This is a genomic window from Sorangium sp. So ce367, from assembly GCF_051520455.1.
GTDB classification, from domain to species: Bacteria; Myxococcota_A; Polyangia; order Polyangiales; family Polyangiaceae; genus Sorangium; species Sorangium cellulosum_B.
Genome location: NZ_CP150334.1, coordinates 7,929,034 through 7,943,611, shown reverse-complemented (window position 1 = coordinate 7,943,611; position 14,578 = coordinate 7,929,034). Strand labels below are relative to the sequence as shown.

The 14,578-nt window shown below is 69.2% G+C and carries 12 protein-coding genes; 10 read left to right on the top strand and 2 right to left on the bottom strand.

Annotated elements, in window-relative coordinates; all coding sequences use genetic code 11:
- The first annotated feature begins 5 nt into the window (after positions 1-5).
- From WME97_RS29900 to WME97_RS29865, 8 genes are all read left to right on the top strand, one after another.
- A complete protein-coding gene (locus WME97_RS29900) occupies positions 6-1,313 on the top strand; it encodes an alginate O-acetyltransferase AlgX-related protein (RefSeq protein ID WP_437542386.1) in 1,308 nt (435 codons plus the stop codon).
- Between the two features lies 1 nt (position 1,314).
- Positions 1,315-2,274: an NAD-dependent epimerase/dehydratase family protein gene (locus WME97_RS29895; protein ID WP_437542385.1), complete on the top strand. Its 960-nt coding sequence runs from the start codon at positions 1,315-1,317 to the stop codon at positions 2,272-2,274.
- The gene (locus WME97_RS29890) at positions 2,275-3,318 is read left to right on the top strand and encodes a TolB family protein (protein ID WP_437542384.1); all 1,044 of its coding nucleotides are present in this window, start codon (positions 2,275-2,277) and stop codon (positions 3,316-3,318) included.
- The gene (locus tag WME97_RS29885; protein ID WP_437542383.1) at positions 3,315-4,394 is read left to right on the top strand and encodes an NAD-dependent epimerase/dehydratase family protein; all 1,080 of its coding nucleotides are present in this window, start codon (positions 3,315-3,317) and stop codon (positions 4,392-4,394) included. The genes WME97_RS29890 and WME97_RS29885 overlap by 4 nt, the downstream gene beginning before the upstream one ends.
- Entirely contained in the window at positions 4,391-5,110 is a 720-nt protein-coding gene (locus WME97_RS29880; protein ID WP_437542382.1) for a glycosyltransferase family 2 protein, read from the top strand. The genes WME97_RS29885 and WME97_RS29880 overlap by 4 nt, the downstream gene beginning before the upstream one ends.
- Entirely contained in the window at positions 5,097-7,139 is a 2,043-nt protein-coding gene (locus WME97_RS29875; protein ID WP_437542381.1) for an alginate O-acetyltransferase AlgX-related protein, read from the top strand. The genes WME97_RS29880 and WME97_RS29875 overlap by 14 nt, the downstream gene beginning before the upstream one ends.
- A 20-nt stretch (positions 7,140-7,159) precedes the next feature.
- The gene (locus tag WME97_RS29870) at positions 7,160-7,990 is read left to right on the top strand and encodes a transglutaminase family protein (RefSeq protein ID WP_437542380.1); all 831 of its coding nucleotides are present in this window, start codon (positions 7,160-7,162) and stop codon (positions 7,988-7,990) included.
- A 404-nt stretch (positions 7,991-8,394) separates the two neighbouring features.
- On the top strand, positions 8,395-10,233 hold the full coding sequence (locus WME97_RS29865) for an FG-GAP-like repeat-containing protein (RefSeq protein ID WP_437542379.1): 1,839 nt from the start codon (positions 8,395-8,397) through the stop codon (positions 10,231-10,233).
- Positions 10,234-10,426: 193 nt separating this feature from the next.
- Here WME97_RS29865 and WME97_RS29860 read toward each other — a convergent pair whose 3' ends face one another.
- Complete coding sequence (locus WME97_RS29860; RefSeq protein ID WP_437542378.1) at positions 10,427-10,912, bottom strand: hypothetical protein; 486 nt, start codon at positions 10,910-10,912, stop codon at positions 10,427-10,429.
- A 373-nt stretch (positions 10,913-11,285) separates the two neighbouring features.
- Between WME97_RS29860 and WME97_RS29855 the strand changes: the two genes are divergently transcribed.
- The gene (locus WME97_RS29855; RefSeq protein ID WP_437542376.1) at positions 11,286-12,449 is read left to right on the top strand and encodes a DUF6544 family protein; all 1,164 of its coding nucleotides are present in this window, start codon (positions 11,286-11,288) and stop codon (positions 12,447-12,449) included.
- Positions 12,450-12,804: 355 nt separating this feature from the next.
- Positions 12,805-13,200 carry a hypothetical protein gene (locus tag WME97_RS29850; protein WP_437542375.1) on the top strand — a complete coding sequence of 132 codons (396 nt, stop codon included), beginning with the start codon at positions 12,805-12,807 and terminating at the stop codon, positions 13,198-13,200.
- A 445-nt stretch (positions 13,201-13,645) separates the two neighbouring features.
- Here the strand turns inward: WME97_RS29850 and WME97_RS29845 are convergent, their stop codons facing one another.
- Positions 13,646-14,536 carry an SDR family oxidoreductase gene (locus WME97_RS29845; protein ID WP_437542374.1) on the bottom strand — a complete coding sequence of 297 codons (891 nt, stop codon included), beginning with the start codon at positions 14,534-14,536 and terminating at the stop codon, positions 13,646-13,648.
- Between the last annotated feature and the right edge of the window lie 42 nt (positions 14,537-14,578).

Genomic DNA, 14,578 nt, shown 5'->3' with positions numbered 1-14,578 from the left:
GCGCGATGCAAAGTACCTTGCCTCCGTCGTCCTCCGCCATCGAACGCAGCGGCGGTCCGACCGACCCCACAGGCGACGAGCAGCTGCGCCGCGGTATCATCGCGACCGACGTGAGCCGCGGCGCGGCCTGGCTGCTCACGCTGCTGTTTCTGGGGGCGATCTACGCTGTTCCGCTCGCGCAGGCCTACCTCGAGAAGCGTGAGGATGAGGAGTCGCCTCTCGTGGATCTGGTGCGCCGCCCACCGACGGCCGAGAACCTGCGTCAGATCGAGAAAGGCATCGAGGATGCCTCGTACGCCAAGTCCTGGGTCCAGCCCCGCGTGCAGCTGCTGCTCACCCGTCTAGCTCGTGTGGGCAACAAGCTCGCGGTCGTCGGACACGGCGGCTGGCTCTATTACACGCCCGGTGTGCAGCACGTCGGCGGGCCCGGATTCCTGGAGCCCGAGGTGCTGCGGGTCCGCGCCAGGGAAGCCCTCGACGCAGGCCAGGAGCCCATCCACCCGGATCCGCGACCCGCCATCTTCGCGTTCCAGCAAGCGCTCGCGCAGCGCGGGATCCGCCTCGTGCTCCTGCCGATGCCGGACAAGGCTGGGATCGAGCCGGGTCCACTTCTCGGGCGTGATGGGCGCGTCGAGATGGCGCAGAATGTCGACTACGACCGCTTCCTGAGCGAGCTTCGAGCAGCCGGCGTGGCCGTGCTCGACGCGCGCCGCAGCGTGCCCGAGCCCCGTACCGAGCCGCTCTTCCTGGCTCAAGATACGCATTTTACGCCCGGCTACATGGAGCGCATCGCCGCCGACCTCGGCCAGCTCGTGATCGGGCTTGGGGTATTGCCAGAGCTGGCAGAGAAGCCCGTGCTGCGTGGCGCTCCGCAGCCGGCTTCGCGCGTCGGTGATCTTGTCGACATGCTCAAGCTGCCCGACGATCAGAGCCTGTTTCAAGCGGAGAGCGTGGTCGTGCACCAGGTGCAGGACGCGGCCGGCACGCCCTGGGAGCCTGACGAGAGCGCCGACGTGCTCCTGCTCGGCGACAGCTTCACCAACATCTTCACGCTCGAGGGAATGGGCTGGGGCAACGCGTCCGGCCTGGCCCCGCACCTGGCCCTGGCGCTTGGTCGCCCCATCGACGTGATCGCGCAGAACGACTCCGGCGCCTTTGCTACGCGCCAGGCGCTCGCGCGCGCGCTGAACGCCGGCCAAGATCGCCTGGCGGGCAAGCGCGTGGTGGTCTGGGAGTTCGCTGCGCGCGAGCTGTCGGTCGGAGATTGGATTCCGCTGGATCTCCCGACTCCCAAGCCTGCGGAGGCTCCGTAGGATGCCGACAGCCCTGGTCACTGGCGCCGCCGGCGTGATGGGCGCCCGCTTGACGGCGCGGCTGCGCAGAGCGGGCTGGCAAGTGCGAGCGCTCGTGCTGCCCGGTGATCCGTTGCGAGCGCGCGTGGATGCGCTGGGCTGCGACGTGCGCGAAGGCGATATCAGCGATCCGAGCACATTGGCCGGCGTGTGTCGCGGCGTCGACCTCGTCTACCACCTGGCCGCCATCATCATTACCCACGACCCCACGATGTTTCAGCGCGTCAACCGCGACGGCACGGCGCACCTTGTTGCGGAGGCGCGAAGAGCGGGGGTGCCGCACTTCGTGTACGTCTCGTCGGCCTCCGTCGTTTACCCCCGTCGGACGCGCTATGCCGAGTCCAAGCTCGAGGCCGAGCGTCTCGTCCAGGGCTCAGGGCTCGCCTACACGATCGTGCGGCCCACGCTGGTTTACGAGCAGGGCGGCGGTCAGGAGCTCCTGATGTTCCTCGACTACTTGCGGCGGTTTCCGGTCGTGCCGTTCATCGGCGCCGGGGGCGCGCTCAAGAGGCCCGTTTGGGCCGAGGATGTCGTTGACGGCCTCGTGCGGCTGGCCAATGCGCCGATCGCGCACGGCAAGACCTACAACTTCAGCGGCGCGGAGGTGATCTCGATGCGCGAGCTCGCGGAGCTGCTGCTGCTTCATCACGATCGGCCTCGGCCGTTCTTGCACCTGCCGGTGTGGGCGTGCCGGGCGCTGGCGGCCGTACTCCCCGTGTTCATGAGGCGGCCCCCGCTCACCTCGAGCGCGATAGCCGGCATCGTCAACGACGCCGATCTCGACCCGACCGAAGCCATGAACGACCTCGGCTACGCGCCGCTCGGCGTGCGCGCCGGGTTGCGTCGCTGTTTTCCTTCACCCGCCGTCGAGGCGGCCACCCTCGCACCCCGCGCGAGTGAAGCTCGAGAAAGGACAATTTAGATGAGCCTGCGTTTCCCACTGCGGCAAATTGGTACTCTGTGCTGCTCGGCTGTGCTCGGATGCTCGGCCTTTTCGGGCGAGCCCCCGAAGGGGGCCGACGAAGCCCCGCCCGCGGAGGACGTCGCGCTGATGCGCGAGGTCGGCGGGAAGGCCAGCGGCACCATCGTCTGGTCCAGCTCCCGCGTGGGCAATCACGACCTGTTCACGATGAAGACCGACGGCTCGGACGTCAAGCAGATCACCAAGGGCGACGAGGTCGACTGGTTCCCGAGGTTCTCTCCGAGCGGCGAGCAAATCCTGTTTTGCCGCAGCAAACAGGGCTGGGTGAGCGAACGCGACGCCAACGCCAGCGACAAGTGGGACATCTACACGACCAAGCCGGACGGCTCCGAGCCGAAGAAGGTCGTCGAGGGCGCGAGCTGGGGTAGCTGGATCTCGGAGGATGAGATCCTGTTCGTGCGCGGCACGAAGGTCTTTCGCAGCAAGCTCGGCAGCGGCGAAGAGACGCAGCTGATGGACAGCGAGGGCGTATCCGATCTGGACGGCGCCTTGCTGCAGCAGCCGGAGATTTCGAGTGACGGCAAGTACCTCGCCATCACGCTGCGCGGTTCGAAGCGCGAGACCGGCATCTGGAACATCGCCAAGAAGGCCTGGACCCAGACCGGGCTGGGCTGCCAGGTGAACTGGACGCCGGATCAAACGGCCATCTACTGGGTTCACCCGACCGGGAATGGCGATAGCCGGGTGCTGCGCATGCCGATCGATGACGGCACGCCGCCGAAGGACGTCGACCTGGACAAGCTCCAGTTCATGGACTTGCCGGGTCGCCGCTCGCACGAGTACTTCCCGCAGCTGTCGCGCGACGGCAAATGGATGGTCTGGGGCATCACCCAGCGCGGTCACGACCACGACACCGCCGACTACGAGATTTACCTGTGGGAGGTGGGCACGCCGCCCGAAAAGGCCGCGCGCCTCACCTACAACTCGGCCAATGATCGCTGGCCCGACGTCTTCATTCCGTCCGGCGGGAACGGCTCACCGTGAGGGAAACGCGCATCGCCGTGGTCGGCGCGGGCGGCTTCATCGGCTCGCACCTGGTGCCGGCTTTGCTTGAACGCTTCGCCTGCCAGGTCGACGCCGTCGACGTGGATCTGACCAAGCTCGAGTGTTGGGACGCGCGCGTACGGCGCATCGAGGCGCGCGTCGAGGCGCCGGGGCTCGTCGAGGACGTGACCGAGCGCTGTCAGGTCGTGATCTCGCTCACGGCGCTTTGCAACCCAGCCCAGTACTCGACCATCCCGCTGGAGGTCATCGACGCCAGCTTCACGCACCTGTTGCCGCTCGTGAAGCGCTGCGCGGAGCGCGCCGTGCGCTTGATTCATTTCTCGACCGCCGAGGTCTACGGGCGCGCCGCGCTGGACGCGCAGGGGCAGCCGGCCGCGCGTATGCACGAGGATGACTCGTGCTTCTTGCTCGGCCCGGTGGGGCGCGAGCGCTGGACGTATTCGTGCGCCAAGCAGCTGCTCGAGCGGGTGATCTGGGCGCACGGCCAGCACGGCGCGTTGCCGTTCACGATCATCCGGCCCTTCAACACCATCGGCGCGCGCATGGACTTCCTGCCCGGCATCGACGGGGAGGGGACACCCCGCGTACTGGCCAGCTTCATGAGCGCGCTGCTGCGAGGGGAGCCTTTGCCGCTCGTGGGCGGCGGCGCGCAACGGCGGGCGTTCATGGACGTGAGCGACATGGTCGAAGCCGTGTGCCGCGTGCTCGAGCGGCCGAAGCAAAGTAGAGGTCAGATCTTCAACATCGGTAACCCGGACAATGACGTCAGCATCGCGGAGCTCGCTCGGCTGCTGGCCGACGCTTTCGCTGAGCGGTTACCCGAGCGCGCGCCTGCCCAGTTTCGCGCGGTGTCGGCCGCCGAGTTCTATGGCCCCGGCTACGACGACACGCAGGAGCGCGTCCCCGACGTTCAGAAGGCGCAGCGGCTGCTCGGCTGGAAGCCCCAGCGACGCCTGGCCGCCTCCTTGCCGCCGATCGTGCACGACTACGTCGAGCGCTACGGCGGTCGCGTCGCAGCGGCATCCTCGCTCTCGCAGCTCGCGAGCTCCGCATGAAGGTGACGGTCGTCATCCCTGCGTACAACGCTGCACGGCACATCGAGTCGGTGCTGGAGCGCGTCGGCGGCCTGGCCTCGTCGGGGCTCACCCACGTGGTGGTCGTCGACGACGGCAGTCGCGACGACACGGCCCGTCGGGTCGAGCGCTACAGCTCGCCGGCGTTTCGCCTTAGCTTGCTCCGGCGGCGCAGCAACGGCGGTTACGGCGCGGCGATGAAGGACGGTCTGGCCAGGGCTCGCGCCGATGCGCCGGAGCTGGTCGCCTGTATCCACGCCGACGGTCAGTATGCGCCCGAGGCCTTGCCAGGGCTGATCGGGGAGCTCTCGCGTCGCGGGCTCGATCTGCTGCAGGGCTCGCGCATCGCCGCGGGCACGGCCTTGCAGGGGGGTATGCCCCTCTACAAGTACGTCGGCAATGCGCTGCTGAACCGCATCGAGAACCGGACGCTGTCGCTTTCGATGACGGACTACCACAGCGGCTACCTCCTCTATGGGCCGCGCGCGCTGGCGCTGCCGTTTCACGGCTTGTCTGACAGCTTCGATTTCGATCTGGAAGTCATCGCCTCGGCGCGGGCACGTGGGCTTTCGGTCGGCGAGGCGCCGGTGCCCACGCACTACGGGGACGAGGTCTCGCACCTGAACCCGCTGACGTACGGGCTCCGGGTGCTTCGAGTGATGTGGAACTACCGTCGAGGTCGCTATGACGCAGCGTAAGCGCGCACTTGGGGTCTGGGGCTCGCTCGCCGCATCGGCGCTTGGCATCGTCGCTTGTCACGCCGGGTCTGCGAAGTTTCCCTGGGGTGATGCGACAGCGGGCACGCGCGTCGAGCACGCTCACGTCCGTACGCTGAACGAAGGCTATGCGCGAACGCGCTCGCAGGTCTGGGTGCGTGAGGTGGCACGCCCGACGCGCGCCGCGCTGGACTACGCCGCCTATCACAGCAACTTCATGATCGCCGACCCGGAGCCAGAGACGCCCATGTCGGCCGCGGGCACGCCCGATACCTCGCGCGCGTTCGCGGGGCAGCTCGACCAGGGCAGCCTGACGAGCGATCTCGCGAAGACGCCGCTCTCGCCGGCCGAGCAGCAGCAAGCGCTGGCTTTCGCGCCGCTTTCGGAGTTCTTGCAAGCGCGCAAGGTAGCGGGGGCCGAAGCGCTGGCGGAGGTTGGCTCAGCCGTGCGCAGCGAGCGGTGGGGCCTGCAGTTGCCGCCCGGCACCTCCGGCCAGCTCCTGAGCGAGGTGTTCGTTCATCAGGCCGCGTCGGGCGCGGTGGAGCTGTGGGCCAAGGTGGAGTTTCAGCCTTGGTTCAAGCCCTTTGCGGGATCCGCCGATCAGGACGGGGACGGCTTTCCCGAGATCTATGGCCGAGTGGCGCCTGGCGTCGTCACTCCCGTGCTCGTGGCTGCGATTCAGAAGGACTACGTGGCGCCAGTGCTGTCGCCGAGCGAGGTGAAGGCCTGGGCGAACCAGCTCTCGTCGTATTGGTACCCGTCCTTCAACACCGATCTCATGCCGGTGGGACCGAGCTTTCCGGACACGCAGACCGAGCCCTACATCAAGCAAGAGCTGGGCGGGCGCGCTTTTCCGGCGCCGACCATCGTGCTGCGCGGCAAGCCGCAAGGCAAGGCCACGTACAACGTCTTTCTGGTGCGTGGCGAAGGCGCGGCGCTCGCGGCCGCCGCGCCCGCGAAGCCGGCGCTTCGGCTGAGCAAGACACGTCCGTCGCCGAACCCCGCGCCGGGGCTCGAGACGGTGCAGCGCGAGCTGGCCCAGGCGGGCGGCTCTTGGCCGACGTGGATGGCCAAGCTCAGGCCGACCCATGACGCCCTGAAGAAACGGCTCAAGGGCATGCCGCCGAAGGTCAAGGCGCTGGCTGGGCGAGATGGCTTTCTGTTCTACCGCAACGACCTCGAATACGTCAGCGGTGGTGATCTCGAGCAGCAACGCAAGGGAAAGAACCCGCTGCCGGTGATCCTCGAGTTCAAGAAGCTGCTCGACGAGCAGGGGGTCGACTTCTTGTTCGTTCCGGTCCCGACGAAGCTCGAGGTGTATCCGGAGAAGCTGGACCCCGCTTTCACGGCGCTCTCGGGTCAGGTCATCAATCCGGCTTTCCGCAAGCTGATCGAGAGGCTCGGCAAGGAAGGCGTGGAGACCGTGGACCTGCTGCCGGCGTTCCTGCAGGCAAAGGTCACGAGCGCAGCGGAGCCGTTTCTGTTCCAGCGCCAGGACACGCACTGGACCGATCGCGGGCTGCGCTTGGCCGCAGACCTCCTGGCCGCCCGCGTGAAGAAGTACCCCTGGTACGCCGAGCTCGCCAGGCAGAAGCGCGCTTACGACTTGCGCGAAGCCAGCTTCACCCGCTTCGGCGATCTGCATTCGCGACTGCCGGAAGCTGAGCAGAAAAAATACGCGCCTGAGACGCTCGTGGCGCACCAGGTCGTCGCCGACGGCAAGCCGTACGACGACGACCCGGAGAGCCCGGTCGTGCTCCTGGGCGACAGCTTCACCGCCGTCTATCAGCTGACGGACGCCGAGCACGCTGGCGTCTCGGCGCACCTCGCGCGTGGCATCGCGTATCCGCTCGACCTGGTCATGAGCTACGGCGGCGGCCCCAACGTGCGGCAAAAGCTGCTGCGCCGCAGCGTCGAGGCGCTCGGCACGAAGAAGCTGGTCATCTGGATGATGACGGCGCGTGATCTCTACAACTACTGGGAAGACTGGGAGCCGCTGAAGAAGCCATGAAGCGCCGCGCGCTCCTGCTCTTGCTCGCGGGCAGCGGCTGCTTTCGCGCTCCGCGCCGAGAGCTCGCGTTCGGCCGCGCCCTGATCGGCCTGGCCCGTGACACCGCGTTCGTCGACGAGAGCCAGGTGACCTGGAGCCTGACGGAGCTCTCGCGCCTCGTCGACGAGGCGGAGAGCGCGCTCGCTTCGTCGCCCCGGCGCTCACCTGCTACGGTGTTGAGCGAGCTCTTGTTCGGTCGTTGGAGCTTCGTGCGCGAGGTGGCCGACACGAATCTGGCCTTCGTGTGCCTGCCCGGCGTGCTGGAGCGCCGCCGCGGGAGCTGCGTTGGCCTTGGTACCTTGTTTCTCGCGCTGGCTGACGCGCTCGGCCATTCGGCGTCCGGGGTGATGATGCCTGGGCACTTCTACGTGCGGGTGCAGGAGCAGGGCGGCGCGCGCAACGTGGAGCTGCTGCGCGCCGGTGAGGCGATGCCGGACGCGTGGTACGGCCAGCGCTTTCCGGTGCCGGGCGGCTCGGCGCGCGAATACGCGCGTCCGCTCAGCCAGTCCGAGGTGCTGGGCGTCGTCGAATACAACGTCGGCAACGAACGGCGCCGGCAGCTACGGCTGACCGAGGCGCGCGCAGCCTACATCCGCGCCACCGGCTTGTTTCCGGAGCTGTCCGAGGCCCACGCCAGCCTCGGCGCCGTCGAACAGCTGCTCGGTAATCTCGAGAGCGCGGAGGCGAGCTACCTTCGTGCTTGCAACGCCAATCCGCACTTGCCCGGCATCGAGCAGAACCTTGCGCTCTTGGCAGCGGAGCGCACGACCGCGACGACTCCGCGGGCGTGCCCGCTGCCGCCGAGCTACTGATTGGCAAGGGAATGGCAACGGCGACGCGACCGTCCAATCGGAGCTCCTAACAGGGGATCCGGCACCCTCACCGTGGTCCCCAACGGACGCTGCCCGCCTTTTCGCCCTTTCTTTGTTTACGTGGCTCGCCTGGCTGGAGCAGCCTACGTGAGCTGAAAACTCCCCATCGACGGCGGATCGTACGCAGTCGCACGATGAGGGGCGCGCTCTGCAGCTGAGGCAGCGGCAGCGGAGCGCGCCTGGACCCGGGGGGGCAGCTCGTGCTTGAACCCGTGATGTGCGCGGTACCGGGCAAACGGGCCCGATGAGGTGGTGTACACTGATTTTCGCGCGAGCTCAGCGCGGGATCCGGTGGCTCGCGCGGCACCCCCCCGGGGCTTCAACAAAAAAACAGAGGACAACCCATGAGCTATCGCAAGAGCTCTCTTTTCAGCTGTCTGGCGATCCCGGCGTTCTCCAGCCTGCTGTTCGCGAGCTGCACCAGCGCCGGCCCCTCCGTGGCCGACGGCGATGACAACGAGGACGCGGGCGGCCAGGGCTGCCTGGCCGTGAACGCGCCGTGCGACGCCACGGTGCCGTGCTGCGACGGCCTCACCTGCCAGAGCGGCACATGCGCCGATGTGAACGAGTGCGCCCTGGGCACCGACGACTGCGACGCGAACGCTACATGCATCGATACGTCGGGCTCCTTCACCTGCGCTTGCGACGCGGGGTACGAGGGCGACGGCGTGATCTGCACCAACATCGACGAGTGCGCCGAAAGCCCATGCCAGAACGGCGGGACCTGCGTCGACGGCATCAACAGCACCACCTGTGAGTGCTTGCCCGGTTTCACCGGCGACAACTGCGAGCGAGACATCGACGAGTGCGCCGAAAGCCCGTGCCAGAACGGCGGGACCTGCGTCGACGACATCAACAGCACCACCTGTGAGTGCTTGCCCACCTACGAGGGCACCAGCTGCGAGGTGTGCGAAGGCAGACTCGCGGACTGCAACGGGCGCACGTCCGACGGGTGCGAGGTGAACCTCCAGAGCGACGCCTCCCACTGCAACGGCTGCGGCAGCGCGTGCGCGGCGGGTCAAATCTGCTCGAACGGTGGCTGCCAGGACCCGCCCTCCGGCCAGGTCCCTGGCACACCGATCAGCGTCTCCGTGCCCCACAACCCGCTGGCTCCCGCGGTCGCCGATGTGAATAACGACGGTGAGCTCGACCTCCTCGTGGCCAACGCCGAATCCGGGTCATCGGCGACCCCCTCCGGGTCGCTCTCCGTGTTTCATGGCAACGGCGACGCGACCGTCCAGCCGGAGCTCTATACCACGGGCGCCCCGCTCTCCAGCAACGCGGTCGTGGCGGTGGACGTGGACGGCGACGGGTGGCTCGACGCCGTCACCGTCGACGGCCAGACCAACCTGCCCACCAGCAACGGAAGCATCAGCGTCTACCGAAACCGGGGCGCGAGCGCGCCCGGAACCTTCGGCGCGCCGGCGAGCTTCACCACCGGCACCCCGGGCTCCGTCCACCTCTGCGCCGCGGACTTCGATCTCGACGGGGCGGCCGACATCGCCACCACCAGCGTGGCCCTGAATCAGGTGAGCGTGATCATGGGCACCGGCGGGGGCAGCTTCGGCGCGCCCACGCTCATCTCCATCGCGGGCACCGGGGGCGTGCAGTCGAGCATCGCCTGCCGCGATCTGAACGGCGACGGCTCCTCCGAACTCGTGGTGACGAGCCCCGGCTCCGCGCGCCTGTCGATCCTCGTCAACCAGGGCAACGGCTCGTTCGCCGCGCCGGTCGCCTACACCAACTCCGTCAATGGCCAGACGGCGGGCATCGCCTTCGGTGATGCCGATGGCGACGGCAAGCTCGACATCCTCTCGAACGGCGCGGCCGGCCGGTACCTCTTCTTCTTCAGAGGGAACGGCGACGGCACGTTCGCGAGCGGCGTTGCGTCCACCGCATCGTCCAGCGCGATCGCCAACTCGGCGCTGGGGGTCGTGGCCAGTGATTTCAACGGCGACGGCAAGCTCGACGCCTACATCCTGGTCACCACGTCCTCGGGCGGCGTCCGCCCGATGACCGGCAATGGCGACGGGGCCTTCAGCGCGGGCCCGGTCGTCCCGACCGGCACGTCGCCCGGCCCCAACGCCATCGCCGCCGCGGACCTGGATGGCGATGGGTACGACGATCTCGTCCTGACCAACAGGGGATCCGGCACCCTCACCGTGGTCCCCAACGGACTCTGACCCGCCTTTTTGCCCTCACGCTGCGTGCCGTCCGGGAAGTCCACTGACGAGACCGGCTGGACTGGCACGTAGCAGTCCCGGAAGCGCGACGGAGCGACTCACGGTCTCCCCCTCCCACAGGCACGTCATAGGACGTCTGTGAGGTGGGGGGAGAAAGGGGAGCGACACCTGGACACCGGCCGCGCGGAGGCCGTCAGGGGCTCGGCTTCGCGCGGCGGCCGGTGAAGGTGTCGGAGGCGATGGGCTCGCCGGTGTCTGTCGAAGGGTCGAGCGGATCTTCGCCGTCCTCGAAGGTGCGCACGACGAGGGAGCCGGCGATGTCGTCGCAGCCCTGGCCGACCGTGTCGAGGACGATGTCGATCCGGGCCGTCGTCATCAGGGTGTTGTCCTCGTTGTAGACGAACGCGAACAGGGCGCCTCGTGCGCCGTCGTTCCCGACCTTCTCCCAGCTCCCCTGCTGGTTGGAGAAATTGTAGAGGGGCTGCGTCGAGGTGGTCCCGAAGAAGGACCCGTCGGCCGCGAACGTCCAGAAATCTCTGGCGCCGCCCGCTTCCGAGATCAGGTAGGTCCCGGCGCAGCTGGAAGGGAAGCCTCCGGCCAGCGTGGGCGTCGGCCGGAACGTGAGCCCGAGGGCCGCGAGCGGGAGCAGCGAAAGGGCGAACAGGAGCCTTTTGCGCATACGGTGTCGATCCTTTCGACGGACCAGTGCGCATGCTCGCAGCGCGTCCTCGCGCCACGGCGCCGCGCATGGTCCGTTCAGACGAGCGTGAAGAAACTATCTTTTATCTCAGGGCGGTGAAGAGCCCCCCGGTCGCTGCGGCGAGCGCCGCGGCTGCGAGCCCGCGTCGAATGGGACGCGCAAGATCTGCGTGGGTGGCAGCCGGGCTGCGCGTTTCGGTGCTCGGTCCGTGCGAATGGACCTCGCCCTCGGCGTCGCTCCTGGTTTGGCACGCGGGCTGCAAAAGTTAAAAAGAGTTCGTGAGAGACGGCGACGGCCACAGACGACCAGGCGATGGCCGGGCGCAGCAGGCGATTCCGGGAAGAGGCACGTCATGCGGCTCGTATTGGCCCTCCTGATCGCGCTCCACGGCGCGATTCACCTCGTCGGATACCGCGAGTGGTCGAAGCTCGCCGCCGCGGGTCAGCCGAGCGATCGCACGCTCTGGCCCCTCTCTCCCACGGGCAGTCGGGTCTTCGCCCTGCTCTGGGTCGCGGCGGTGATCGCGCTGCTCGCGGCTGCAGCGCTCCAGGTCCTGCGGCGCGACGCGTGGTGGGCGCTGGCGCTCTTCGGCGTGCTCCTGTCCCAGGGCCTCATCGTCCTCGCGTGGCCCCAGGCGAAGCTCGGCACGCTCGTCAACGTGCTCCTCCTCTTGCCGATCGTGGCCGCAGCCGCACACGCACGCTTCCGCCATGAGGTCGATTCGGAGGTCCGAGCGTTGCTCGTGCGCCCCGCGGAGCCGCGCGCTCCCCGCGTCGACCCCTCCGAGCTCGAGCGCCTGCCCGCGCCGGTGCGCACCTGGCTGGAGGCCTCGGGCGTCGTCGGCCGGGAAAGGGCTCAGACGGTCCGGCTGAAGCAGCGCGGCGAGCTCCGGACCCGCCCCGACGCCGCCTGGATGCCCGTGGAGGCCGAGCAGTACTTCTCCGTCGACGAGCCTGCGTTCCTCTGGAAGGTCACGACGAAGATGATGGGCATCCTCCCGATCGAGGGCCGCGACAAGTACGCCTCCGGCAAGGGCCAGATGCTCATCAAGGCAGCGTCGCTCGTCAACCTCGTCGACGCGGCCGACGAGAAGATCGACCAGGGCGCCATGCTGCGCTTTCTGGGCGAGATCGTCTGGTTCCCGTCAGCGGCGCTGAGCCCCTACATCGCGTGGGAGTCGATCGACGCGACGAGCGCGAAGGCGACGATGCGCCACGCGGGGAAGGTCGCGTCGGCGGTGTTCACGTTCGATCCTCGGGGGCGCATGGTCGGGCTGCAGGCGGAGCGTTATCTCGGCGGCGGTACGGACGCGAAGCTCACGCCCTGGTCCGTGTCGTGCTCGGACTGGCGCACGTTCCGGGGTATCGGAGTTCCGAGCCGAGGGGAGGTCCTGTGGAAGCTCGAGAGCGGGAGTTTCAGCTACTACCGCTGGGAGATCCTCGACGTGGAGCACAACCCCGCGGGGCCATACCGCCGGGAGAGCGGCGCTCGCACTCTTTCCGTCGGAGGACAGTAACCTTTCTGGCGGGATCCATAAGGATGGGTGATGGCTAGTGAAGATCACACACCCACCGCCCTGGCCCCGACGCTCCGCGTCTGTCCGACATGCCGCTCGGAGATCACGAGAGACGCACCGCACGGCCTCTGTCCATCCTGCCTGATCGCCCGCGTGGCCCTCCGCGGCGCGCCGCCGGCCGAGCCCGACCCGCCCGGCCAGCAGGACAGCTCCCTCCCGTCGCTGCGCCACGGCGGGTACGAGATCCTCGACCGCATCGACGCCGGCGGCATGGGCGTCGTCTACCGGGCGCCGCGATGGCTCCGCCGAGGCGCTCGCCGACGACCTGGAGCGCTGGCTGCGCGGCGAGCCCGTGGTGGCCCGCGCCCGCGGCCCGGTCGGGCGCGCGCTCCTCTGGTTCGCCCGCCACCCGGCCGCGGTGGCGCTGATCCTGGCCGCGACGCTCGCATTGGCCGGCGCGGTGGCCACGGCGCATGCCCAGCAGGAAGCGCGCCGACAGGAGGTGCTCGAGGGCAACGTCTACGCAGCCCGGGCCGTCGCCGGCGCGGTGCTCGCGCAGCTCTGGCACTACGGCGTGCTCGTGTCCGGCTCGGTGCGCTCCAGCTCAGCGACGGCCGCCGGTTCGCCGCGCTTGCAGCGCGCCGCGATCGCGAGCGCAGCGGTCCGGCTCCGGCGAGCGACGAGTTCACGGTGCTCGTCCACGACGGCCTCGGTCATGGCGAGAGCGCGGCGCTGCACAGCGCCATCCTGAGCGACCTCCTGCCAGCGGCTCCGGCCTCCGGCGCGCCCGCGCTGGATCAGCTTCAGCTCCCGCCGCCCGACCGGGTGGCCTCGGTGGACGACTGGCGCGATCCGCTCGCCGAGCGCGATCCCGCGAGGTACGGCGGCGCATTTCTCGCCGGGATGGCGCCGGTCGGCCACACCGATCTCGTGGTCATCGTCCAGAGCCGCGCCGACGAGGCCACCGCGCTCGATGCGGACCCACGCCTCCGGGTCGTCGCCTGGAGCGGCGTCGCCTTGGCCCTGCTCGGCCTCGCCTTCGGCTGTGTCGGCGGCTCGACGCCGTCGCCGCCGTCTTGCCTACGAGCGGTAGCCCTTGGCTTCGCCGTGCGCAGGCCCCGTTCCCTGCCGGAGCGGGCGGTCTATTCGGGCCCGGCGGCGGGCTCGGCGGGTGAGCCCGTCCGTCCCGAAGGGCGTCATTCCGGCGTGACCACCTCCAGCAGGTGCCCCAGCCCCTGCGCGCGGAGCGTCTCGGCCTGGAGCCGCTCCGCGACCGCGTTGAGCTCGCCGAGCGCCTGCCCGGAGCCGCCGCCCACGATAGTGCGCAGCGGTCGCTTGCCGGCCGGCGCCTCGACGAGCGTCACGACCGCGTCGGCGACCTCGCGCGGGTCGGGCGCGCCCGCCGCCTCGAACATGGCGGCGAGGCCGGCGTTCATGCGCGCGGGCAGCTCGGCGAGCTCGCCATAGCCGGCCAGGCGCGCGGGCTCCGCGGGCGCCAGCATGTTCTTGCCGAGCGCGGTCGGGTACGCCCCGGGCTCCACGATCGCCGACTCGATGCCGAGGGGTGCGAGCTCGAGCCGATACGCCTCCGCGAGCATCTCCAGCGCCGCCTTGCTGGCCGCGTACAGGCCGAAGCACGGCATGACCATGCGGGCGAGCCCCGTGGAGACGTGCACGAGCAGCCCGCGCCGCCGCTCCTTCATGAGCGGCAGCACGGCGCGGTTCACGCGGTGCGCGCCGAGCACGTTCACCTGGAACAGCCGCAGCGCCTGATCGGTCGTGAACCCCTCGCTGAGCCCCATCGCCGACAGGCCGGCGTTGTTGACCACCACGTCGATGCCGGCGCCGCCCGCGGCGAGCGCGCCAATCGCGGCCTCCACGGACGCGTCGCTCTCTACGTCCATCTCGACGGTGGTGATCCGCCCCGCCCCCTGGGCCGCGAGCTCCGCGGCGGCGCCCGCGGCCCGCCCCGCGCGGTCGCGCACCGTCGCGAACACGCGGTGCCCGCGGGCCGCGAGCGACAGCGCGATCAGCCTGCCGAAGCCGCTCGAGCATCCGGTGACGAGCACATCCTTGCTCTCTGCCATCTTCACGCTCCTTCGAGCGAGACACGTAGCAGGACGGCGCTT